17 protein-coding genes and 1 pseudogene are annotated in these 23,264 nt (G+C 57.2%); 10 read left to right on the top strand and 8 right to left on the bottom strand.

Translation table 11 applies throughout. The annotated features are described in order from the left end of the window. The first annotated feature begins 346 nt into the window (after nt 1-346). Complete coding sequence (locus Q1L34_RS08075) at nt 347-484, top strand: small membrane protein (RefSeq protein WP_054829388.1); 138 nt, start codon at nt 347-349, stop codon at nt 482-484. Between the two features lie 151 nt (nt 485-635). Further along, nucleotides 636-1,253: a helix-turn-helix transcriptional regulator gene (locus Q1L34_RS08070; protein WP_015583893.1), complete on the top strand. Its 618-nt coding sequence runs from the start codon at nt 636-638 to the stop codon at nt 1,251-1,253. A gap of 316 nt (nt 1,254-1,569) precedes the next feature. On the opposite strand, the gene Q1L34_RS08065 is transcribed toward Q1L34_RS08070, so the two are convergent. Both Q1L34_RS08065 and Q1L34_RS08060 read right to left on the bottom strand, forming a co-directional pair. After that, nucleotides 1,570-2,796: a dicarboxylate/amino acid:cation symporter gene (locus tag Q1L34_RS08065; RefSeq protein ID WP_155075235.1), complete on the bottom strand. Its 1,227-nt coding sequence runs from the start codon at nt 2,794-2,796 to the stop codon at nt 1,570-1,572. A gap of 279 nt (nt 2,797-3,075) precedes the next feature. Beyond that, on the bottom strand, nt 3,076-4,194 hold the full coding sequence (locus Q1L34_RS08060; RefSeq protein WP_071359664.1) for a succinylglutamate desuccinylase/aspartoacylase family protein: 1,119 nt from the start codon (nt 4,192-4,194) through the stop codon (nt 3,076-3,078). A gap of 14 nt (nt 4,195-4,208) precedes the next feature. On the opposite strand from Q1L34_RS08060, the gene Q1L34_RS08055 reads away from it, so the two are divergent. After that, nucleotides 4,209-4,664 (top strand): Lrp/AsnC family transcriptional regulator, encoded by a 456-nt coding sequence (locus tag Q1L34_RS08055; protein ID WP_004864612.1) that lies wholly within the window; start codon nt 4,209-4,211, stop codon nt 4,662-4,664. Here Q1L34_RS08055 and Q1L34_RS08050 read toward each other — a convergent pair whose 3' ends face one another. From Q1L34_RS08050 to Q1L34_RS08030, 5 genes are all read right to left on the bottom strand, one after another. After that, the gene (locus Q1L34_RS08050; protein ID WP_015583890.1) at nt 4,665-5,390 is read right to left on the bottom strand and encodes an ABC transporter permease; all 726 of its coding nucleotides are present in this window, start codon (nt 5,388-5,390) and stop codon (nt 4,665-4,667) included. After that, entirely contained in the window at nt 5,387-6,079 is a 693-nt protein-coding gene (locus tag Q1L34_RS08045; RefSeq protein WP_015583889.1) for an ABC transporter permease, read from the bottom strand. The genes Q1L34_RS08050 and Q1L34_RS08045 overlap by 4 nt, the downstream gene beginning before the upstream one ends. 64 nt (nt 6,080-6,143) lie before the next feature. Next, nucleotides 6,144-6,917 carry an ABC transporter substrate-binding protein gene (locus Q1L34_RS08040; RefSeq protein ID WP_015583888.1) on the bottom strand — a complete coding sequence of 258 codons (774 nt, stop codon included), beginning with the start codon at nt 6,915-6,917 and terminating at the stop codon, nt 6,144-6,146. A gap of 30 nt (nt 6,918-6,947) precedes the next feature. Beyond that, nucleotides 6,948-7,709 carry a dimethylarginine dimethylaminohydrolase family protein gene (locus Q1L34_RS08035; RefSeq protein WP_015583887.1) on the bottom strand — a complete coding sequence of 254 codons (762 nt, stop codon included), beginning with the start codon at nt 7,707-7,709 and terminating at the stop codon, nt 6,948-6,950. Nucleotides 7,710-7,897: 188 nt separating this feature from the next. Then, nucleotides 7,898-9,436: an EAL domain-containing protein gene (locus tag Q1L34_RS08030; protein ID WP_071359665.1), complete on the bottom strand. Its 1,539-nt coding sequence runs from the start codon at nt 9,434-9,436 to the stop codon at nt 7,898-7,900. A 346-nt stretch (nt 9,437-9,782) separates the two neighbouring features. Here Q1L34_RS08030 and Q1L34_RS08025 point away from each other — a divergent pair, with 346 nt between their 5' ends. The 7 genes from Q1L34_RS08025 (at nt 9,783) to trhP (ending at nt 22,415) form a co-directional block, all read left to right on the top strand. Beyond that, nucleotides 9,783-11,033 carry an MdtA/MuxA family multidrug efflux RND transporter periplasmic adaptor subunit gene (locus Q1L34_RS08025; RefSeq protein ID WP_015583885.1) on the top strand — a complete coding sequence of 417 codons (1,251 nt, stop codon included), beginning with the start codon at nt 9,783-9,785 and terminating at the stop codon, nt 11,031-11,033. Then, entirely contained in the window at nt 11,033-14,155 is a 3,123-nt protein-coding gene (locus tag Q1L34_RS08020; protein ID WP_015583884.1) for an MdtB/MuxB family multidrug efflux RND transporter permease subunit, read from the top strand. Before Q1L34_RS08025 ends, Q1L34_RS08020 begins: the two co-directional genes overlap by 1 nt. Then, complete coding sequence (gene mdtC / locus Q1L34_RS08015) at nt 14,156-17,233, top strand: multidrug efflux RND transporter permease subunit MdtC (protein ID WP_048023774.1); 3,078 nt, start codon at nt 14,156-14,158, stop codon at nt 17,231-17,233. It abuts the gene before it with no gap. Between the two features lies 1 nt (nt 17,234). Continuing rightward, the gene (locus Q1L34_RS08010; RefSeq protein ID WP_032717919.1) at nt 17,235-18,650 is read left to right on the top strand and encodes an MFS transporter; all 1,416 of its coding nucleotides are present in this window, start codon (nt 17,235-17,237) and stop codon (nt 18,648-18,650) included. Then, the gene (baeS, locus tag Q1L34_RS08005; RefSeq protein ID WP_015583881.1) at nt 18,647-20,164 is read left to right on the top strand and encodes an envelope stress sensor histidine kinase BaeS; all 1,518 of its coding nucleotides are present in this window, start codon (nt 18,647-18,649) and stop codon (nt 20,162-20,164) included. The genes Q1L34_RS08010 and baeS overlap by 4 nt, the downstream gene beginning before the upstream one ends. Then, nucleotides 20,161-20,883, top strand: a complete 723-nt coding sequence (gene baeR, locus Q1L34_RS08000) for an envelope stress response regulator BaeR (protein WP_004864635.1) — start codon at nt 20,161-20,163, stop codon at nt 20,881-20,883. The genes baeS and baeR overlap by 4 nt, the downstream gene beginning before the upstream one ends. A gap of 170 nt (nt 20,884-21,053) precedes the next feature. Continuing rightward, entirely contained in the window at nt 21,054-22,415 is a 1,362-nt protein-coding gene (gene trhP, locus Q1L34_RS07995; RefSeq protein ID WP_015583880.1) for a prephenate-dependent tRNA uridine(34) hydroxylase TrhP, read from the top strand. Nucleotides 22,416-22,666: 251 nt separating this feature from the next. Here the strand turns inward: trhP and Q1L34_RS07990 are convergent. After that, nucleotides 22,667-23,005, bottom strand: a pseudogene (locus Q1L34_RS07990) (transposase); the annotation flags it as partial. Between the last annotated feature and the right edge of the window lie 259 nt (nt 23,006-23,264).

Genomic DNA, 23,264 nt, shown 5'->3' with positions numbered 1-23,264 from the left:
TTTTGCTGTTGTTGTTAATTTTTCTTATTTTTTGAGAGAAATGAGAGAAATGAGACTGACAGTGAATTAAGAATTTTCTTACATTGACCTCATGCCGCAAATGTTGTGACCGAAATCAGCCATGCTGCGGAAGGGGAACGCGCCCCCCTTTCGCACTAGCCAACCTGCGGACAGGCGGGGTTTAACCCTGCCAGGGTTTCGTTCAAGGCGGCGACGTTACGCGAATATTCTCTGCGGCAGACGCCGCGACGCTAGCAGCTTCACGCGGAATAACAGAATAATAATATTCGCATTCACGCCGAGGCGTATTTATCACAGCATAAAACTCAGTTAAGGATTATTCATTATGGCCTTACAAACGTGGCTGGCCTTATTGCTATGCCTGTTTTTCCTCGCTGTCTCCGTTTACAGCCTTATTTCTTATATAAAAGACAGGAGAAAAGAGCGTATTCCTTTCGCGAACAGAAAAATGCGCAGAAAATAATCGTGGCAGCCTCCTGCCACTGCCGTCGTGGTTATGAAAGGTTATTCTTCCGTTCATAAATACGATATTCCTGAGACACGGCAATTGCCGTAAACGCCCGAAAGGTTGCTCGCAGCATGGCTATATGCCAGTGCCGCAGGATAGTCACGTCATGAGAAAAATAAATATCGCGATTATCAGCCGCAACACCTTCCTCAGGGCGTCGCTAATGGCAATTATCCACGATCTCACCCGGGCCAGCGACGCCCTGACGATTGAGTTCAGCGGTCACTCCAGCGAGTTGTCCGCGCAGGACATCATCATCGCTGAGATTCTCCCGGGTGAGATTCACCTCTGTAATACCAGCATTAAAAACCGTAAGAAAAACAGTTCAGTGATCATTTTGCACCGCTATGATGAGCTGCCGGAAAAGACGCGGATCGTCAACTGCCTGAAAGATGTCACCTTCGTTCCCGTGAGAACGGTCAATATTGACAGCCTGCGTGAGATTATTGGCCGGGCGCTCGCCAGGAGTGAAGAGCCGGAGTCAAAACGGGCGCTCGACTCAACATCAATATGCGCCAACTGCCCGCACAAAAGCCTGTCGCCTTCGCAGGTCGTCGTTGCCCATGGTCTGATGAATGGCTTTGATATTGGTAAAATTTCCGCCCTTCATCAGCTCAGCCCGAAGACCGTGATTTATCATAAAAATCAGATCATGGAAAAATACGGACTGAATAATCATTATGACTTCTTTCAGTTCATTAGCGTGTTAAAAGAACGCGGATAAAATCAATCAGCGCATCTGCACGCACAATTGAAACAGGGAAAATTAGGAATTCAACGGGTTGCTAAGGTTATCCGTTCTGAAAACAAGCTTACCCGCGGGAAATAACTTCTCATCCACCGTAGCTAACCGATAAAATTATTCACCACCCGGGTATAAAGATACTGCCGCGTATTTTTGTACCATGAAAATAATAGGTTAATCGGGGTGGATTCGTTTCGTCACATTGCCCCTTGCGTGCCTGTTGGGGGCCTCTTTTTCCGCAACATTTTCCCGCGCTATACGAGAGAACGCCCTCCGCGAAGAGGGCGTTGAGCAATCAGGCCTGCACCTGCTGAGGTTGCGCTTCCGGCTCCTCTTCCTGCAACAGCCCTTCGTTTTTCGACAGCATCGCCGTGGCAATCCCGTTGCCCAGCACATTGATCGCCGAACGGCCCATATCAAGGAAATGGTCGATGCCCATCAACAGCAAAATCCCGGCGACGGGGATATTGAAGCTCGGGATCGTGGCGGCCAGTACCACCAGCGCAGAACGCGGGACCCCGGCAATCCCTTTTGATGCCAGCATCAAGGTCAGCATCATGACGGTAATTTCGCTAAAACTCAGCTGGATGTTATAAGCCTGGGCAATAAACATCGAAGCGAACGAGCAGTAGACCATCGACCCCACCAGGTTAAAGGAGTAGCCAATGGGCAGCACGAAGGAGACGATGTTGCGCGAGCAGCCAAAACTGACCAGCCGCTCCAGGGTCTTCGGATACGCCGCCTCAGAGCTGCTGGTGGTGAACGCCACCAGCACCGGATCTTTGAGCATGTTGAGCAGGCGGAAGACCTCTTTTTTCAGCACCATATAACCTACCGCCAGCAGCACCGCGCTGGTCAGCAGCACCGCGATGTAGTAGCCGCCGATAAAGGAGGCGTAGTTAAGCAAAATGCCCATCCCCTGCGAGGCGATAACCGATGAGATGGCGGCAAAAATAGCCAGCGGAGCCACGTACATCACATATCCGGTGACCTTCAGCATGATATGAGAGACGACGTTGAGCGCGGCGACCAGCGGCGCGTTGAATTTCTCCCCCAGCGAGGCCCCGGCGATACCGAAGAACATCGAGAACACCACGATTTGCAGAATTTCGTTGTTCGCCATTGCCTCGGTAATACTGGTCGGGATGGTGTGAGACAGGAACCCTTTTAAGCTCATTCCGCTGACCGCAAGGCCGGTATCCACCGACTCTTTAGGAATCGCCAGGTTTAAGCCTGCGCCGGGATGTTCAATAGTCACAATCACCAGCCCGACCAGAATAGAGAGGATCGACGAGGTGATGAACCACACCATCGCCTTACCGCCCACTCGCCCGATAGTCGCGGTTTCTCCCAGACGCATAATCCCCACCGTCAGCGTACTGAAGACTAATGGCGCAATGACCATCTTAATCAGCCGCAAAAACATGTCGGTAAAGAGCGTAATATTTTCTGCCCATGAGGTAATTGTGCCCGGAGAGGCATACGCATGAATCACCGCGCCGGAGAGGATCCCCAACAGCATGAAAATAACGATAAACAGCGTGAGTTTGTTTGCACTTGCCACAACAATGAACCCCTGATTTATTTAATGTATTGATTTTAATGCACATATGTTTTTTTTATCCGTATGCATTAAACATTCACCACATAAATTGAATAAAAGACGCAAGGGTTACAACTCTTTTTTAGTTATTTATCTCTGCAGTTGATAAAACTGTTGATGCATATCAATCCTCATCCACTCCGCGGCCGCCGCCGCGGATTCTGACGCCCGATGGCTGAGGTCTCCCGGCCGCCCGTTTTACATCGCCAGCCCCCCGCCGCCGGCATAAGGCTGCCTGCCGACTATTTTCATCACCTCGGCGCCAAAGGTGACAAATGGCGCCCGCCGGCTGGCGTAAATCAACCCGCCGACCTGCGGACGGACCGATTGAATCATATCGGTGAGAGGGTCGATAATCTCGGCCACCACCTCATCGGCGCTGACCCACTCGCCGGGCTGTTTCAACGGTACGAGGATCCCGCTCGCCGGCGCGGTGACAATCTCTCCCCCTGAAAAGGGCAGCATCAGCGTCTCCTGCTGTGGGACCGGCGGGCATGCGCCCGCCAGCACGCCGCGGTATTGCAAGTAACGGTACAGACGTTCGGCATCCTCACGGGCCAGCGCGTGATTCACATCCTGCTGACCGCGCAGCTCCACGGTCACCGCCATACAGCCAGGCTGGCCGTGCTGCCATTGCGGAAAGCGGGCGGCCAGGCGATGCCAGGGCAACCCGCAGGCTTCATCAAACGAGTAACCGCCGCTCTCTTGCGACAGCAGTACCGTTTCAATACCTAAAAAGGCGGCCACCACGCCGGCCTCCGCCTGCCAGGCCGGATCGGCATACAGGTGCAAAATGGCCCGATCGTCGCAGTGCAGATCCAGCACCACGTCGGCATCACAGGCCAGACTCAGCAGATGGTGGCGTAGCGCCTGAACTTCGCTGCGCAGCGGTTCGGCGGCCAGCGCCTCACGCATCGCCTCGCGCACCTGCTGCAGGTATGCTTCACGGGTCAGCGGTTCATCGGCGCAGAGATACCGCTGCGCAAGGGGGGCCAGATCGGGAAAATCTCGGTTAAAGTTGCGACCGCTCGCCAGGTCAAATCGCCCGATACCGCCGTTGAGCACCACCTGAGCCAGGCCCGGCGGGTTAGCGACCGGGACGAGGATAATTTCACCGCGCAGCTCGGCGCGCCGTTCCGCCTGGTTGAGTAATCTTTTAAGATAATGCAGAACCAGCATGCCCGGGATTTCATCGGCGTGCAGTCCCGCCTGGAGATAGATTTTTTCTCCACGGCCGGGTTCGCCAAAGTGAAAATGGGTTAATTGCCGCTGCCCACTCAACGCATGTTCGGGTAAGGTATAGTGTTTAATTTTCATTGGACATCCTATCTGTGGAAAAGAAAGCCCGGCTTGACCGTATCGATCACAAGATCCTTGAAATCCTGCGCCGGGATGGCCGCATTTCTTATCAAAAGCTCTCGGAGCAGGTAAACCTCACCGCCCGTCCCTGCCTGGAACGCGTACGTGGCCTTGAGCGTGACGGCATTATCCGTGGCTACAGCGCGGTGATTGAACTCCCCGAACCGGAGCATGCCTTCGTGGTGCAGGCGCAAATTGCGCTGGCCGACCACGGCCGCTCACAGCCGGTATTTGAACAAGAGATGCGCCAGACGCCGGAGGTGCTCGACTGCTGGCTGGTCAGCGGCAGCTTTGACTTTCTGGTGCGTATCGGCTGTCGCAGCATGGCGCACTACTGCCAGCTGGCCGACAGCTGGCTGACCAGCAAAAAATTTCGCGTCGATAAAATCGTCACCCTGACGGAACTGCAGTCCATCAAACGCTCCTGATCAGGGGCGCTTGATAAACGCCAGCCAGCGTCGTTCCGCCCGCGAAAAGAGGTAAATCAGCAAAAAAGTGCACACTAAATAGAGCGCGGCGGCCATCAGGAACGGGATAAACGGCGAGTAGGTAATGGCATAAAAGGCGCGCGCCACGCCGGTGATATCCAGCAATGTCACGGTACTGGCGAGCGAAGTGGCGTGCAGTAAAAACACCATCTCATTGTTCAGCGCCGGGATCCCGCGCCGCAGCGTAGCGGGCAGGACCAGCCGGCGAATAATCTGCCACTTAGTCATGCCATAGGCTTCCCCGGCCACCCACTCCTGACGCGGAAACGTCGCCATCATCCCCGCCAGCAATTCCGCGACATACGCCGCGGTGTTCAGCACCAGCGCCAGGGTGGCGCAGAAGGTTGCGTCGCGGAACAGCAGCCAGAACGGCCGATCGTTTTGCCAGCCCAGCTGGACGATGTCGAACTGAGACAGCCCGTAATAGATCAGCATCAGCTGCAGATAAAGCGGCGTGCTGCGGAAAAACCAGGTGAAGCCGCGCACGGGCCAGGCCAGCAGGCGCGGACCGTAGGCCTGGCCAATCGCCAGCAGCACCGCCAGCACCATGCCGGGCGCCAGGGCGAGCAAAAACAGCTCCGCCGTCATCGCCAGCCCGCTCGTGGAACCGTTGCCGTCACTCCACAGATAGCCCGGTACCGCCTCGATAAAGGTCTGCAGATTCATTGCGTCGCCCCCGCCGTTGACGAACGCAGCGCGTAGCGCTTCGCCAGAAGGCTAAACAGCCAGCTGGACAAGGCGGTGATGACCATATAAATCAGCGAGACCAGGAAGTAGAACAAAAAGGGTTTCTGCGTGGCGCGCCCGGCCTGTTCCGCCAGCCACACCATATCTTCTAAACCGAGAATGGAGACCAGCGCCGACGCCTTCATCAAACCCAACCAGTTATTATTGATGCCCGGAATGGCAAAGCTCAGCATCTGCGGCAGCATAATCCGCCGGAAGACCAGCCACGGCCGCATGCCGTAGGCTTCAGCCGCTTCGGTTTGTCCCCGATCGACGGTGAGAAACGCGCCGCGAAACGTCTCGGTGTAATAGGCGCCAAACACGAAGCCAATCGCCAGCACGCCGGAAATAAAGGTATTAAAACGCACCGGCCCAAGTCCTGCCAGCGACAGCAGCGCGTTGACCAGCATCTCGCCGCCAAAAAACAGCAGCAGCATAATCACCAGCTCCGGAATGCCGCGCACCAGCGTGGTATAGCCGGTGGAAAACCAGCGCAGCCAACGCGGTCCGAACAGCTTAATCAGCGCATTCACCAGCCCCAGCAGCAGCGCCACCAGCAGTGAGACCAGCATCACGCACAACGATACCCCCGCGCCGCGTAACAGTAGCGGTAAATAATCTGCAACCATATTTTGTCTTCCACCCGTTGCGTAAAGGGGCGCCGCTCGCCGACCGCGCCCTCCCCTTTACGGCTTAATTGCCGTAGATATCGAAGCTAAAGTACTTTTTCTCAATCGCGGCGTAGGTGCCGTCGGCGCGGATCTGCTTGATGGCCTCGTTGAGGGCGTCGCGCAATGCCGGATTGTCTTTATTGACCGCAATGCCGACATCAGACGAGATGCTGCCGTCGCTGATAACCGGGCCAGCGAAGGCGAATTTTTGCCCACGCGGCGTGTCAACAAAGCTGGTCGCCGCCTGGATATTATCCTGTAAGGAGGCATCGATACGCCCGGAGAGCAGATCCAGATAGACGTTGTCCTGATTGGCGTAACCGACGATCTTCACGCCCTGACCGGCCCAGTGGGTTCTGGCGTAGGCTTCATGGGTTGAGCCGGTTTGTACGCCGACGGTCTTGCCCTTAAGACTGGCGGCCTCCGGCAGCAGCGGACTCCCCTTGCGCGCCACCAGCTGCGCCGCGCTGCGATAGTAGCGATCGGTGAAATCCACTTCCTTCTTACGTTCGTCGGTAATATTCAGCGAAGCAATAATTGCATCAAATTTATGCGCATTCAGCGCGGCGATCATGCTCTCAAACGGCTGCTTGACGAAGACGCACTTCGCTTTTAGCTGCGTACAGAGCGCATTGGCAATGTCGATATCAAAGCCGGTGATCTCGCCGCTGGGCGCCAGCACGTCAAAGGGCGGATAGCCACCGTCAACGCCGAAGCTGATGGTGTCAAACTGCTGGGCGGCGAGCGGCGCGCTCAGCGCCATACAGGCCAGTAAAGCGGTAATGCGTGTTTTCATATTCTGTTACCCCTGATGTCAACGACGTGGCTAAAAACGCAGTGAAAGGCAGGTCAGGCCGCCATCCATTTTCTTAAATTCGCTGGTATCGAGTTGCACAACCGGCATCCCCAGCTTGCTGATCTCGCCCAGGGTATAGGGGTACCCCTGAGGCGTAATTAATGTGTCGTTGATCCAGAGCGTATTCCCGGCGTACGACTCCTCTTCCGGGATCACAATGGTATTGAACCCGCTAAACGCCGGGTGATTGGCGTACCCTTCCGTCAGCAGCAACGTATTGCGTCCGACATAGTTGACGATGGACTTCAGGTGCAGCCCGGCGCTCACGTCAATGGACGTCACCTGATAGCCATGCGGCTCAACGGCAGCGGCAAACTCGCGGATCCCCTGCTCATCGGTACGCGCCGTCTGGCCAACAAAGAACTGTTTACCGACCAGCAGCACGTCGCCGCCATCCATATGACCCCGCTCGCTCATGTGCACCAGTGGACGAAAACCGGCAAGCACCGGCGCTATCGATGCCACTTCCCCCTGGCGACTCGGCGCGCCGGGATGAGTGATGACCGCCAGTTCCGGCATGACGACCGCGGTATCCTCAACAAAGTGGGCATCCGGATAATCCGCGGCCGCAGGCAATACGGTCACTTTCAGGCCGAGCTGCAGCAAGGTTTCGACATAGGCGAGGAACTGACGCGTGGTGCCGGCAATATCCGGCGCGCCGAGCCGGGCGGTGGTTTGACCGGCGGCACAGGTTGCGGCCGGCAGGCGGGCGATAGCCTGGTTAAAATGCATAGAGAACCCTCAGGTGACTAGTGATCGTTGTTGTTCCCGACATGCCGGTAAAGCAACGGGTTTTCTTGATTATCAAACAGATGTTGTCACCAGTCCGGCTGAATAGCCGGCCACAAAGGTCAATTTACGCTGTATATTGCCGGGGAAACGACGCATTCCGCTGTCGGATGACGGGCTCTTGCCGAAGGCTAGCGCGGCGCGTTTGCCGCCGGATGAGAGGGAGAGACGGGAAGGAGCAGCGCGGTGAGTTTTTCGATTGGCATCGACCGGTAAAAATACCATCCCTGAATTAACGCATTTTCATCGAAGGATTTGACGAACTCAAAATCCGCTTTACTCTCCACGCCTTCAAAAACGATTTGCTTATTCAGCCTGCAAACGACATCAAGAAGCGAGGTCAAAATAGCTCGTTTATACTCATTCTTAAGTCCGTTGACGAAAAATTTATCCAGTTTTATCTCATCATAAAACACTTCGGTTAACCACTGCAGGTTTGAAGAGCCGGTGCCGAAATCATCGAGGGCGATGCGCAATCCGCGGTTCATCGCCTGTAAAGAAAAGGCGGCGATTTTTTTATAGTATTCGCCGCTTCTTTCGGTAATCTCAATTTTAATCTGCTGAGGGCGAATACCTTTATGTTGCAAAACCCGCAGGAGATTATCTAAATAAAGCGGGTCATTAATTTCATATTTGCCGATATTAATCGCGAGGGTAAAGCGGGCGTCGGCGAGCAGAATGGTTTTCAACTCGCTGGTGGCCTTCTCCATCACCAGCTGCGAAAGATCGTGGTAAACATTCAGCTGTTCGGCCATTGAAATAAACAGCTCCGGAGAGATGTGACCATAGCGCGGATCATGCCAGCGAACCAGCGCCTCGACGCCGACTATGCGTTCATTTTTAGCGCACACCAACGGCTGATATTCCATGTAAATGCGCTGATTAATAATCGCTTTTTTTAAGCGAAACTCCAGCGATCGCCGTTCGCTGAGATAGCTCAGAATGGAATAGACAATCGCGGCGCCGAGAATAAAAGCCGCGCCCACCATGAGGACGATAAGGAGCGGAGAGAGGGACAAAAATCCCTGTTTTCGCTCCGTCAGATGAGTGCAAATATCGAATTTACTGCTGCATAAGCTAACGCTTATCGACGACCTTGCCCCGATCGCGGATTTTATATTATTAAGAAAAACATGTTCACCGTTCAGGCTGGTTAAAGAAAAATTAAAACCGTGGTGCTGGCGGGAAAATGTGCTAAAGGCAAATGATGAGGTAAAGGAAATAATATTGCCTTGCTGGGTCATATCGAGAACCACCCCGTACGGGAGATAGTTTTTTACGCCCGGGTAAATACGGTAGCCATTCGGTACGACATATTTTTCGGCGGGGAGCGGCAGCGGTTTATCCAGCCTGCCCCAGTTGGCGGTGCAGGCCAGCTTACCGTTCTCCACGATGCCAATGTCTTCCACGCTGGCATACTTCCAGATAACCTCTCGCAAGGCCGCGATCGCCTGTTTGTTACAGCCATCAAGATGTCGCTTCTGCGCGTGATCAATAGAAGAGATGATTTGCGTGGTCACATCTTCGGCGTGGGCGAGAAGCTCATGGCTCAACGTATCAAGCTGAGCGCGCTGGTTATTTAACATCACAGCGTTGGTCAGCAAAACGGAAAGGAGCACGGCGATGCCGCCGCCCGTCAACAGCCATTTCGTCTTATGGATAAATTTCATCGTCTCTGCACAACTCCTGGTGGATGCCGGTATTCGCGTGACAAATCCGGACACCCGACGTACCCGTCCCTGCAGTACAGATCTATAATCTTGATAATAATGGCGTCAGGGCGGTTATACCAGACATGAAAAGTCGCCTCGTCCAGCCAGAACCTGGAGCAAACGCGCAGGCTACGGCGAATGACGGGTCAGTTTTGCCCTCTTTTTTAGCCTAACCAGCTCATCGAAAAGCGTTTTATCCAGACATATCTCAACAGTCTTTTCATAATTCCTCCATTTTTGCGGGGCGTTTGGTCACTAAACTAGTATCATTTCGCGAAACGTTTCAGGATGAGATAGCAAATTAATGAAAGGCAGTCATACACTCCGTTGGGGCATCGCGCTGGCGGTCATCGTCATTGCCGGTGCCGGGTACTGGTTCTGGCAGAGTCGTGAAGCGACAAACGCTACGCCTGCGGCGGCAAATGGCTCACAGCCGCAGGCGCCAGGCGGCGGTCGCCATGGCCGCTTCGGCGCGGCCCTGGCACCGGTTCAGGCGGCAACAGCCACCAGCGAATCGGTGCCTCGCTATCTCAGCGGCCTCGGTACGGTGACGGCAGCCAACACGGTGACCGTACGCAGCCGGGTGGATGGCCAGCTGTTAGCTATCCACTTCCAGGAAGGCCAGCAGGTCAAAGCGGGCGATCTGCTCGCCGAAATCGACCCCAGTCAGTTTAAAGTCGCGCTGGCGCAGGCCCAGGGCCAGTTGGCGAAAGATAAAGCCACGCTCGCTAACGCCCGACGCGATCTCGCCCGCTATCAACAGCTGGTGAAGAGCAATCTTGTTTCCCGCCAGGAGCTGGATACCCAGCAGTCGCTGGTCAGCGAAACGGAAGGCACCATCAAAGCCGACGAAGCCGCCGTGGCCAGCGCCCAGCTGCAGCTGAACTGGAGCCGCATCACCGCGCCGATTGACGGCCGCGTTGGCTTAAAACAGGTGGATATCGGCAATCAGATTTCAAGCAGCGATACCACCGGCATCGTGGTGTTAACCCAAACCCACCCAATCGATTTGGTCTTCACGCTGCCGGAAAATGATATCGCGACCGTTGTCCAGGCGCAGAAAGCCGGGAAAACGCTGCAGGTTGAGGCCTGGGACCGGACCAACAAACAAAAAATCAGCGAAGGGTCGCTGCTGAGTCTGGATAACCAGATTGACGCCACCACCGGGACCATCAAACTGAAAGCGCGCTTTAACAACCAGGACGACACCCTGTTCCCGAACCAGTTCGTGAACGCCCGTATGCTGGTAGACACGGAACAGAACGCCATCGTCATCCCTACTGCCGCACTGCAGATGGGCAATGAAGGCCATTTCGTCTGGGTATTGAACGATGAGAATAAAGTCAGCAAGCACACCGTCACGCCGGGTATTCAGGACAGTCTGAAGGTGGTGATTACCGCCGGGCTGTCGGCGGGTGACCGGGTGGTTACTGACGGTATCGATCGTCTGACCGAAGGGGCAAAAGTGGAAGTGGTGGACCCGCACAGCGCGCCGGCGGCCGCGGCGGAGAAAGCCACCAGCCGTGAGTATGGCCATAAAGGAGCGCGCTCCTGATGCAGGTATTACCCCCGAGCAGTACGGGCGGCCCTTCCCGACTGTTTATTCTGCGCCCGGTCGCCACCACGCTGCTGATGGTGGCGATTATGCTGGCGGGGATCATCGGCTATCGATTCCTGCCGGTTTCCGCCTTGCCGGAAGTGGATTATCCGACCATTCAGGTAGTCACCCTCTATCCCGGCGCCAGTCCGGACGTCGTCACATCGGCGATTACCGCCCCGCTGGAACGCCAGTTTGGCCAGATGTCTGGCCTGAAGCAGATGTCGTCGCAAAGTTCCGGCGGCGCCTCGGTGGTCACGCTCCAGTTCCAGCTGACCCTGCCGCTGGACGTGGCCGAACAGGAGGTCCAGGCCGCGATCAACGCCGCCACCAACCTGCTGCCATCCGACCTGCCGAACCCGCCGGTGTACAGTAAAGTCAACCCGGCCGATCCGCCAATCATGACCCTCGCGGTCACCTCTTCCGCCATTCCGATGACCCAGGTGGAAGATATGGTGGAGACCCGCGTGGCGCAGAAAATTTCCCAGGTCTCCGGCGTCGGGCTGGTGACCCTCGCGGGCGGTCAACGCCCGGCGGTCCGCGTGAAGCTCAATGCGCAGGCGATTGCCGCGCTGGGGCTGACCAGCGAAACCATCCGCACCGCTATCACCAGCGCCAACGTCAACTCGGCCAAAGGCAGCCTTGACGGCCCTTCCCGCGCCGTGACCCTCTCCGCTAACGATCAGATGCAGTCGGCGGAAGATTATCGCCGCCTGATCGTCGCCTGGCAGAACGGCGCGCCGATTCGTCTCGGCGATGTCGCTACCATTGAGCAAGGGGCGGAAAACAGCTGGCTCGGCGCATGGGCGAACAACCAGCAGGCGATCGTCATGAACGTTCAACGCCAGCCGGGAGCGAACATCATCGCCACCGCCGATAGCGTGCGTCAGATGCTGCCGCAGCTGACCGAGAGCCTGCCGAAGTCGGTCAAGGTGCAGGTCCTTTCCGACCGCACCACCAACATTCGCGCGTCGGTGAGCGATACCCAGTTTGAGCTGATGCTGGCGATTGCGCTGGTGGTGATGATCATCTACCTGTTCCTGCGCAACGTACCGGCGACCATTATCCCCGGCGTCGCCGTGCCGCTGTCGCTGGTGGGCACCTTCGCGGTGATGGTGTTCCTCGACTTCTCGATCAACAACCTGACGCTGATGGCGCTCACTATCGCCACCGGCTTCGTTGTCGATGACGCCATCGTGGTGATCGAAAACATCTCGCGCTATATCGAAAAGGGCGAAAAGCCGCTCGCCGCCGCGCTGAAAGGTGCCGGAGAGATCGGCTTTACCATCATCTCGTTGACCTTCTCGCTGATTGCGGTGCTGATCCCGCTGCTGTTTATGGGCGATATCGTCGGCCGGCTGTTCCGCGAGTTTGCCATTACCCTCGCGGTGGCAATATTAATTTCCGCCGTCGTCTCGCTGACGCTGACGCCAATGATGTGCGCGCGCATGCTCAGTCACGAGTCGCTGCGTAAGCAAAACCGCTTCTCGCGGGCCAGCGAGCGCTTCTTCGATCGGGTCATCGCCGCGTATGGTCGGATGCTTAGCCGGGTGCTGAATCACCCGTGGCTGACCCTGAGCGTGGCCTTAGGCACGCTGGTGCTGTCAATCATGCTGTGGGTCTTCATTCCGAAAGGCTTCTTCCCGATTCAGGACAACGGCATTATTCAGGGGACGTTACAGGCTCCGCAGTCCGCTTCGTTTGCGAATATGGCGCAGCGCCAGGAGCAGGTTTCCGCGGCGATCCTCAAAGACCCGGCCGTCGAGAGCCTGACCTCCTACGTCGGAGTGGACGGCACCAACCCGGCGCTGAATAGCGCCCGCCTGCAGATTAACCTCAAACCGCTGGATGAACGCGACGACCGTGTGCAGGCCGTGATTAGCCGCCTGCAAAAATCGGTGGACGGGATCCCCGGCGTCGAGCTCTACCTACAGCCGACCCAGGATCTGACTATCGATACCACCGTCAGCCGGACCCAGTATCAGTTCACCTTGCAGGCGAACTCGCTGGATGCCCTCAGTAACTGGGTGCCGCAGCTGCTGACGCGTCTCCAGGCGCTTCCGCAGCTCTCCGACGTCAGCAGCGACTGGCAGGATAAGGGCCTCGCCGCCTATATCAAAGTCGATCGCGACAGCGCCAGCCGTCTCGGCATCAGCATGGCCGATGTCGATAATGCGCTGTATAACGCCTTCGGCCAGCGGCTGATCTCGACCATCTACACTCAGGCCAACCAGTATCGCGTGGTGCTGGAGCATGACACCCGGGAGACGCCGGGGCTGGCGGCGCTGGACAATATTCGCCTGACCAGCAGCGGGGGCGGCATCGTGCCGCTGAAGTCCATCGCCAGCGTCGAGCAGCGCTTCGCGCCGCTGTCGATTAACCATCTCGATCAGTTCCCGGTGACCACCATTTCGTTCAACGTCCCGGATAACTACTCGCTGGGCGATGCGGTCGACGCCATCCTCGCCGCCGAACAGGCGCTGGATTTGCCGACCGATATCCGCACCCAGTTCCAGGGCAGCACCCTCGCCTTCCAGTCGGCGCTCGGCAACACCGTCTGGCTGGTGGTGGCGGCGGTCGTGGCGATGTATATCGTGCTCGGCGTGCTGTATGAAAGCTTTATCCACCCGATAACCATTCTGTCGACCTTACCGACCGCCGGCGTCGGCGCGCTGCTGGCGCTGTGGCTGGCAGGCAGCGAGCTGGATGTTATCGCCATTATCGGGATTATCCTGCTGATTGGTATCGTCAAGAAGAACGCCATCATGATGATCGACTTTGCGCTGGCCGCCGAACGCGAACAGGGCATGCCGCCACGTGAGGCGATTTATCAGGCCTGCCTGCTGCGTTTTCGCCCGATTCTGATGACCACGCTTGCCGCTCTGCTCGGCGCGCTGCCGCTGATGCTGAGCACCGGCGTCGGCGCCGAGCTACGGCGTCCTCTGGGTATCGGTATGGTGGGCGGTCTGATGTTAAGCCAGGTGCTGACGCTGTTCACCACCCCGGTTATCTATCTGCTCTTCGACCGCCTGTCGCTGTATATCAAGAGCCGCTTCCCACGGCATGAGGAGGAGGCGTAAATGAAGTTTTTCGCCCTCTTCATTTACCGCCCGGTGGCGACGATTCTGATTTCGCTCGCCATCACCCTGTGCGGGGTACTCGGTTTCCGTCTGCTGCCGGTCGCCCCGCTGCCGCAGGTGGATTTCCCGGTGATCATGATCAGCGCCTCGCTGCCCGGCGCGTCGCCGGAAACCATGGCCTCGTCGGTGGCCACGCCGCTTGAACGCTCGCTCGGCCGGATCGCCGGCGTGTCGGAAATGACCTCCACCAGTTCGCTGGGCAGCACGCGCATTATTATGGAGTTCAATTTCGACCGCGATATTAACGGCGCCGCCCGCGATGTGCAGGCGGCGATCAACGCCGCGCAAAGCCTGCTGCCGAGCGGCATGCCAAGCCGCCCGACCTATCGCAAGGCCAACCCTTCCGATGCGCCGATTATGATCCTCACGCTCACCTCGGATACCTACTCCCAGGGCGAGCTGTACGATTTTGCCTCGACTCAACTGGCGCAAACCATCGCCCAGATTGACGGCGTTGGCGACGTCGACGTGGGCGGCAGCTCGCTGCCCGCGGTGCGCGTCGACCTCAACCCGCAGGCGCTGTTTAACCAGGGCGTGTCGCTGGACGCCGTGCGCACCGCTATCGATAACGCCAACGTCCGTAGACCGCAGGGGGCGCTGGAAGATCACAGCTCGCGCTGGCAGGTACAAACGAACGATGAGCTCAAAACCGCCGCGGAATACCAGCCGCTGATCGTACACTACAACAACGGCGCGGCGGTGCGTCTTGGCGACGTCGCGCAGATCAGCGATTCGGTGCAGGATGTGCGTAACGCCGGGATGACCAACGCGAAGCCGGCAATTTTGCTGATGATCCGCAAGCTGCCGGAAGCCAATATCATCCAGACGGTCGACAGCATTCGCGCCCGCCTGCCGGATCTGCAAAAAACCATTCCGGCGGCTATCGACCTGCAAATCGCCCAGGACCGCTCGCCGACCATCCGCGCCTCGCTGGAGGAAGTCGAGCAGACGCTGGTGATCTCGGTGGCGCTGGTGATCCTCGTGGTGTTCCTGTTTCTGCGCTCCGGCAGAGCCACGCTGATCCCGGCGGTGGCGGTGCCGGTCTCGCTGATTGGTACCTTTGCGGCCATGTACCTTTGCGACTTTAGCCTCAACAACCTGTCGCTGATGGCCCTGACCATCGCCACCGGCTTCGTCGTCGACGATGCTATCGTGGTGCTGGAAAATATCTCCCGCCATCTTGAGGCCGGGATGAAACCGCTGCAGGCGGCGCTGCAGGGGAGCCGTGAAGTCGGCTTCACCGTGCTGTCGATGAGTCTCTCGCTGGTGGCGGTCTTTTTACCGCTGCTGCTGATGGGCGGCCTGCCGGGGCGGCTGCTACGCGAATTCGCCGTCACCTTATCGGTGGCGATCGTCATCTCGCTGGCGGTCTCCCTTACCCTGACGCCGATGATGTGCGGCTGGCTGCTGAAGAGCGGTAAACCTTCTCAACCCACGCGTAACCGCGGTTTCGGCCGCCTGCTGGTCGCCGTGCAGGGCGGCTACGGTAAATCGCTGAAATGGGTCCTCAGACACAGCCGCATGACCGGTCTGGTGCTGTTGGGGACCATGGCGCTCAGCGTCTGGCTCTATATCTCTATTCCAAAAACCTTCTTCCCGGAGCAGGATACCGGCGTGCTGATGGGCGGCATTCAGGCTGACCAGAGTATCTCTTTCCAGGCGATGCGCGGCAAACTGCAGGACTTTATGCAGATCATTCGCGAAGATCCGGCGGTGGATAACGTGACCGGCTTTACCGGCGGCTCACGGGTGAACAGCGGGATGATGTTTATCACCCTTAAACCTCGCGACCAGCGACATGAAACGGCGCAGCAGATTATCGACCGGCTGCGTAAAAAACTGGCGAAAGAACCGGGCGCCAACCTGTTCTTAATGGCGGTGCAGGATATTCGCGTCGGCGGCCGTCAGGCCAACGCCAGCTATCAGTACACCCTGCTGTCAGACGATCTTTCGGCGCTGCGCGAATGGGAACCGAAGATTCGTAAAGCGCTGGCCGCGCTGCCGGAACTGGCGGACGTCAACTCTGACCAGCAGGATAACGGCGCCGAAATGGACCTCATCTACGATCGCGATACCATGTCGCGCCTTGGGATCAGCGTTCAGGATGCCAACAATCTGCTGAATAACGCCTTCGGCCAGCGGCAGATCTCGACGATTTACCAGCCGCTGAACCAGTATAAAGTGGTGATGGAGGTCGATCCGGTTTATACCCAGGACGTCAGCGCGCTGGATAAGATGTTTGTGATCAACAGCGAAGGTAAGCCGATCCCCCTCGCCTATTTCGCCCGCTGGCAGCCGGCTAACGCGCCGCTGTCGGTCAACCACCAGGGATTGTCGGCAGCGTCGACGATCTCCTTTAACCTGCCGACCGGTAAATCGCTGTCGGAAGCCAGCGATGCCATCAACCGCGCGATGACTCAGCTTGGAGTGCCTTCCAGCGTCCGGGGCTCCTATGCCGGCACCGCGCAGGTCTTCCAGCAGACCATGAACTCGCAGGTTATTTTGATTCTGGCCGCCATTGCGACGGTCTATATCGTGCTGGGGATCCTCTACGAAAGCTATGTGCATCCGTTAACGATTCTCTCCACCCTCCCCTCGGCGGGGGTAGGCGCGCTGCTGGCGCTGGAGCTCTTTGGCGCGCCGTTTAGCCTGATTGCGCTGATCGGCATCATGCTATTAATTGGGATAGTGAAGAAAAACGCCATCATGATGGTCGACTTTGCCCTCGAGGCGCAGCGCAACGGCAATCTGCCGCCGGAAGAGGCAATCTTCCAGGCCTGCCTGCTGCGTTTCCGCCCGATTATGATGACCACCTTAGCGGCGCTGTTTGGCGCGCTGCCGCTGGTGCTCTCGGGCGGCGACGGCTCGGAACTGCGTCAGCCGCTGGGGATCACCATCGTCGGTGGGCTGGTGATGAGTCAGCTGTTGACCCTCTACACTACGCCGGTGGTCTATCTGTTCTTTGACCGTCTGCGGTTGCGTTTTTCGCGAAAACTCAGCCAACCGGTAAGCGAATAACATGACAGAACTGCCCTCCAGCGTCCGCTGGCAATTATGGATAGTGGCTTTCGGCTTCTTTATGCAGTCGCTGGACACCACCATCGTGAATACCGCCCTCCCCTCGATGGCTAAAAGCCTTGGGGAGAGCCCCCTGCACATGCATATGGTTATCGTCTCCTATGTCCTGACGGTGGCGATTATGCTGCCGGCCAGCGGCTGGCTGGCGGACCGGGTGGGGGTACGCAATATCTTCTTTAGCGCCATCATTCTGTTTACGCTCGGGTCGCTATTTTGTGCTCAGGCCGCAACCCTCGATCAGCTGGTGCTGGCCCGCGTACTGCAGGGCGTCGGCGGCGCCATGATGGTACCCGTCGGTCGCCTGACGGTGATGAAAATCGTTCCGCGCGCCCAGTATATGGCGGCCATGACCTTTGTTACGCTCCCCGGCCAGGTCGGCCCGCTGCTTGGCCCGGCCCTCGGCGGCCTGCTGGTGGAATACGCCTCCTGGCACTGGATTTTCTTAATCAATATTCCGGTGGGCATTATCGGCGCCATCGCCACCTTGTGGCTGATGCCGAACTACACGCTGCAGACCCGGCGCTTCGATATGTTTGGCTTTATCCTGCTGGCGCTGGGGATGGCGACCTTAACCCTCGCGCTCGACGGTAAAAAAGGGCTGGGGATATCCCCGCTGCTGCTGAGCGCGCTGGTGGTCATTGGCGTGGCCTCGATTGTGCTCTATTTATGGTACGCCCGGGGCAACGACAACGCCCTGTTTAGCCTGAACCTGTTTCGCAACCGCACCTTCTCCCTCGGGCTCAGCGGCAGCTTTGCCGGGCGCATCGGCAGCGGTATGTTGCCCTTTATGACGCCGGTATTCCTGCAAATTGGCCTTGGCTTTACGCCGTTTCACGCCGGGATGATGATGATTCCGATGGTGCTTGGCAGCATGGGCATGAAACGTATCGTGGTGCAGGTAGTGAACCGCTTTGGCTACCGCCGCGTCTTAATGGTGGCGACCGTGGGTCTCGCGCTGGTTAGCCTGCTGTTTATGGCCGTCGCCCTGGCCGGTTGGTACTGGCTGCTGCCGGTGGTGCTGTTTGTGCAGGGGATGATCAACTCCAGCCGCTTTTCATCGATGAACACCCTGACGCTGAAAGATTTGCCGGATGATCTCGCCAGCAGCGGCAACAGCATGCTGTCGATGGTCATGCAGCTGTCGATGAGTATTGGCGTGACCCTCGCCGGGATGCTGCTCGGCCTGTTTGGTCAACAGCATATCAGCGCCGATGCCGCCACCACCCATCAGGTCTTTCTCTATACCTATCTGAGCATGGCGGTGATTATCGCGCTGCCGGCATGCCTTTTTTCCCGCGTTCCGGATGATACTGCAAGCAATACCGCTATCGCCCGACATAAAAGGAGTGAGCCGTGAAGCTATGGCGTCCCGGTATTACCGGCAAGCTGTTCCTGGCGATTTTGGCCACCTGCATCGTGCTGCTGATCAGCATGCACTGGGCGGTGCGCATCAGTTTTGAACGCGGATTTATCGATTATATCAAGCGCGGAAATGAACAGCGGCTGACGATGCTGGGCGATGCGCTGAGCGAGCAGTATGCCCTGCACGGCAACTGGAAATTTCTGCGCAATAACGATCGGTTTATTTTCCAGCTGTTAAAGTCGTTCGATCGCGATAACGACGATCGCTTCCCCGGCGGGCGCAAAACAAACGCCGGCGGCACGCCTGACGGCCGCCTGGATATCGGCCCCCCTGACACCGATGGTCCTCCGCCGGATGGTCCTCCGCCGGACGGTCCACGCGGCCCCGGCCCGGATATGCCCCCGCACGGCTGGCGCACGCTTTTCTGGGTTGTCGATCAGAAAGGACGGGTGCTGGTTGGCCCGCGCGAGCGGGTGCCTGAAGACGGCAGCCGTCGCAACATTGTGGTTAACGGCGTGTCGGTGGGCGCGGTTATCGCGTCACCGGTCGAGCGTCTGACGCGCAATACCGATATTAACTTTGACCGTCAGCAAAAGCGCACCAGCTGGCTGATTGTTGCTCTGTCGACGATCCTTGCTGCGCTGGCAACCTTCCCGCTGGCGCGCGGCCTGCTGGCACCGGTCAAACGTCTGGTCGAAGGGACCCACCGCCTGGCGGCGGGAGATTTCACCACCCGCGTGGCGGTCAGTAGCAGCGATGAACTCGGCCGCCTGGCGCAGGATTTTAACCAGCTCGCCAGCACCCTGGAACGCAACCAGCAAATGCGTCGCGATCTGATGGCGGATATTTCTCATGAGCTGCGGACCCCGCTGGCGGTGCTGCGCGGCGAACTGGAAGCGATTCAGGACGGCGTACGCAAATTCACTCCGGATTCCGTGACCTCGCTCCAGGCGGAGGTCGCCACCCTGACCAAACTGGTCGACGATCTACACCAGCTATCGATGTCCGACGAAGGCGCATTGGCCTATCAAAAAACCTCCGTGGATATCATTACGCTGCTGGAAGTCGCGGCGGGCGCTTTCCGTGAACGCTTTGCCAGCCGGGGGCTGACCATCGCCGTTTCGCTTCCGGAAAACGCGACGGTATTTGGCGACGGCGATCGCCTGATGCAGCTTTTTAATAACCTGCTGGAAAACAGCCTCCGCTATACCGATAGCGGCGGACGTCTGCTGATCAGCGCCAGCCAGACAGGCCGTCGCATCATCCTTGATTTTGCCGACAGCGGTCCGGGCGTCAGCGATCAACAGCTGGAACGGCTGTGCGAGCGCTTTTATCGTGCCGAAGGTTCGCGCAACCGCGCCAGCGGCGGCTCCGGACTGGGGCTGGCTATTTGTGTCAACATCGTGGCTGCCCACGGCGGCACCTTACGGGCCGACCATTCGCCTTTTGGCGGGGTTAGCATTAAAGTAGAGTTACCTCTGGAACGTGATACACCGAGAGACGTATGAGTGAATTACCTGTTGATGAAAATACCCCACGCATTCTTGTCGTGGAAGATGAACCCAAACTGGGTCAGTTGCTGCTCGACTATCTGTTCGCAGCAGGTTATGCGCCAACGCTGATTAATCACGGCGACAAGGTCCTGCCTTACGTTCGCCAGACCCCGCCGCATTTGATCTTGTTAGATCTGATGCTGCCGGGAACCGATGGCCTGACGCTGTGTCGGGAGATCCGTCGCTTTTCCGACGTTCCGGTGGTGATGGTGACGGCGAAAATTGAGGAAATCGATCGCCTGCTTGGGCTGGAGATCGGCGCCGACGATTATATCTGCAAACCCTACAGCCCGCGCGAAGTCGTCGCCAGGGTGAAAACGATCCTCCGCCGCTGCCGGCCGCGCCGGGATCTGCTGGCGCTGGATGCGGAAAGCCCGCTGATTGTCGATGAGGGCCGTTTTCAGGCCTCATGGCGCGATAAGCTGCTGGATCTGACTCCTGCCGAGTTTCGTCTGCTGAAAACCCTGTCGCAGGAGCCGGGCAAGGTTTTCTCCCGCGAGCAGCTGCTCAATCATCTGTATGATGACTATCGGGTGGTGACCGACAGAACGATCGACAGCCATATCAAAAACCTGCGGCGTAAGCTGGAGTCGCTGGACGCCGAGCAGTCCTTTATCCGCGCCGTCTACGGCGTCGGCTACCGCTGGGAGGCCGACGCCTGTCGCCTGGCGTAGGTCCCCTCCTCGTTTCACACGGGTAGATTGGGGTAAGGGGAAGGTTTACTCTCCTTACCCACAGCGCTACAATGCCCGCCCTTAATGTGTGGGCACTGTTCATAACGGTGCTTCCCCAAGTCGCCGCATCAGGTGTGGCGAATCTGACCTGTCATCAGAACGAGAACATCATGTTTAAACCGGAACTCCTTTCCCCGGCGGGAACGCTGAAAAATATGCGTTACGCCTTCGCTTATGGCGCAGACGCCGTTTATGCTGGCCAGCCGCGTTACTCTCTGCGCGTGCGCAACAACGAATTCAACCATGAAAACCTGCAGCTGGGCATCAATGAAGCCCATCAGCTGGGGAAAAAATTCTACGTGGTCGTCAACATTGCGCCGCACAACGCCAAGCTGAAAACCTTCATTCGCGATCTGAAGCCGGTGGTGGATATGGGGCCGGACGCGCTGATTATGTCCGATCCGGGTTTGATCATGCTGGTACGGGAAAACTTCCCCGATATGCAGATTCATCTGTCGGTCCAGGCCAACGCCGTTAACTGGGCGACCGTTAAATTCTGGCAGCAGATGGGGCTGAGCCGGGTCATTCTTTCCCGCGAACTGTCGCTGGATGAAATCGGCGAAATCCGCAGCCAGGTCCCGGAGATGGAACTCGAGATTTTCGTCCACGGCGCCCTGTGCATGGCCTATTCCGGCCGCTGCCTGCTCTCGGGCTATATCAACAAACGCGATCCGAACCAGGGCACCTGCACCAACGCCTGCCGCTGGGAATATAACGTCCAGGAAGGCAAAGAAGACGACGTCGGTAATATCGTCCACCAGCATGAGCCGATTCCGGTCAAGACCGTCGAACCGACGCTGGGGATCGGCGCGCCAACCGACCGGGTGTTTATGATTGAAGAGGCCAAACGGCCTGGCGAATACATGACCGCCTTCGAAGATGAACACGGCACCTACATCATGAACTCCAAAGACCTGCGCGCCATTGCGCACGTCGAGCGCCTGACGCAGATGGGCGTGCACTCGCTGAAAATCGAAGGCCGCACTAAATCGTTCTATTACTGCGCGCGCACCGCTCAGGTTTACCGCAAGGCTATCGATGACGCCGCGGCGGGTAAACCGTTTGACGAAAGCCTGCTGGAAACGCTGGAAGGGTTGGCCCACCGCGGCTACACCGAAGGCTTCCTGCGTCGTCATACCCATGACGACTATCAGAACTACGAGTACGGTTATTCCCTCTCCGAGCGCCAGCAGTTTGTCGGTGAATTTACCGGCGAGCGCAACGGCCAGCTGGCCGCCGTGGCGGTGAAGAATAAATTTTCCGTCGGCGACAGCCTTGAGCTGATGACCCCGCAGGGCAACGTTAACTTCACCCTTGAACATATGGTGAATGCCAAAGGCGAGGCAATGCCGGTCGCCCCTGGCGATGGCTATACAGTATGGTTACCTGTGCCGGAAGAGATGGAGCTGCAGTATGCTCTGCTGATGCGCAACTTTACTGGTCAGACGACCAGAAATCCGCATAGCAACTAGTTTATCAGGGTTATTTTTTCAGGATGCACGGATATTAGAAACGGATCACACACCGCTTCGTTTGAAGCGGGTATCATCCATCCTGCTGAAAAACATAACCCATAAATGCTAGCTGTACCAGGAACCACCTCCTTAGCCTGCGTAATCTCCCTTACGCGGGCTTATTTTTTTGGTTGTTGCTCGTATCTATCCGGCATCAGGAAAATCTGTGCCCAAATGGATAATCCGCACACATATCGTTTCAACAACTGGACGGCCTGGTACTCGGTATCATTTTTCATCATTGACCAGATTTTCTCTCGTTCTTGTAAGCGGCCGTCATGGTCGTTTTATTAAAACCACGCTGCTCCTTTAACTGGTTAACCCACTGATTCAGATAACCATCATTATTATTCGTGGCAACTCTGACGACAGCGCTGGCGCCGTGAATAAAAAGAGTGCGCAGATGATTGTCATCTTTTTTCGTCATATTCATCAGCACCAGCATGGTGCCACTCGCGTGCTAGCGTGGAACCAGACCAGGCTATGCAGAAAAGTAACGATTCTTAAGTGCCAATAGCAGCAACAACGGCCATGGCCGTTTTAGGGCCATAAAATTGATGATGAATTTTTACCGGGGTGTTAAATGATGGGATTTAAGGGCCAGCCGTACGAAAATGTACGCTAAGAGTGAAGTGGTTATCTGAAGAAGCAATCAGTAGGCAACACTATTCGTTTAAAAAGGTACTATTTCGAGGGCGTTTTTCTATGCCCATTATATTTCTATATATAAGATTGTTACTTCACTAGCGTACGTTTTCGTTCCATTGAACTTCCCCTTCAGACTGTAACCGGCTTCGCCAGACAATG

Origin of the sequence: Klebsiella ornithinolytica (assembly GCF_030505655.1) — a bacterium.
In the GTDB taxonomy this organism is placed as follows: domain Bacteria; phylum Pseudomonadota; class Gammaproteobacteria; order Enterobacterales; family Enterobacteriaceae; genus Klebsiella; species Klebsiella ornithinolytica.
The sequence above is the reverse complement of the archived record's forward strand: the minus strand, read 5'-3'. Positions and strand labels throughout refer to the sequence as shown.

Coding starts and splice junctions, on each gene's coding strand:
- Q1L34_RS08075 (WP_054829388.1), top strand. CDS start 347: ATGGCCTTACAAACGTGGCTGGCCTTATTGCTATGCCTGTTTTTCCTC.
- Q1L34_RS08070 (WP_015583893.1), top strand. CDS start 636: ATGAGAAAAATAAATATCGCGATTATCAGCCGCAACACCTTCCTCAGG.
- Q1L34_RS08065 (WP_155075235.1), bottom strand. CDS start 2,796: ATGCTGTTGGGGATCCTCTCCGGCGCGGTGATTCATGCGTATGCCTCT.
- Q1L34_RS08060 (WP_071359664.1), bottom strand. CDS start 4,194: ATGAAAATTAAACACTATACCTTACCCGAACATGCGTTGAGTGGGCAG.
- Q1L34_RS08050 (WP_015583890.1), bottom strand. CDS start 5,390: ATGAATCTGCAGACCTTTATCGAGGCGGTACCGGGCTATCTGTGGAGT.
- Q1L34_RS08045 (WP_015583889.1), bottom strand. CDS start 6,079: ATGGTTGCAGATTATTTACCGCTACTGTTACGCGGCGCGGGGGTATCG.
- Q1L34_RS08040 (WP_015583888.1), bottom strand. CDS start 6,917: ATGAAAACACGCATTACCGCTTTACTGGCCTGTATGGCGCTGAGCGCG.
- Q1L34_RS08035 (WP_015583887.1), bottom strand. CDS start 7,709: ATGCATTTTAACCAGGCTATCGCCCGCCTGCCGGCCGCAACCTGTGCC.
- Q1L34_RS08030 (WP_071359665.1), bottom strand. CDS start 9,436: ATGAAATTTATCCATAAGACGAAATGGCTGTTGACGGGCGGCGGCATC.
- Q1L34_RS08025 (WP_015583885.1), top strand. CDS start 9,783: ATGAAAGGCAGTCATACACTCCGTTGGGGCATCGCGCTGGCGGTCATC.
- Q1L34_RS08020 (WP_015583884.1), top strand. CDS start 11,033: ATGCAGGTATTACCCCCGAGCAGTACGGGCGGCCCTTCCCGACTGTTT.
- mdtC (WP_048023774.1), top strand. CDS start 14,156: ATGAAGTTTTTCGCCCTCTTCATTTACCGCCCGGTGGCGACGATTCTG.
- Q1L34_RS08010 (WP_032717919.1), top strand. CDS start 17,235: ATGACAGAACTGCCCTCCAGCGTCCGCTGGCAATTATGGATAGTGGCT.
- baeR (WP_004864635.1), top strand. CDS start 20,161: ATGAGTGAATTACCTGTTGATGAAAATACCCCACGCATTCTTGTCGTG.
- trhP (WP_015583880.1), top strand. CDS start 21,054: ATGTTTAAACCGGAACTCCTTTCCCCGGCGGGAACGCTGAAAAATATG.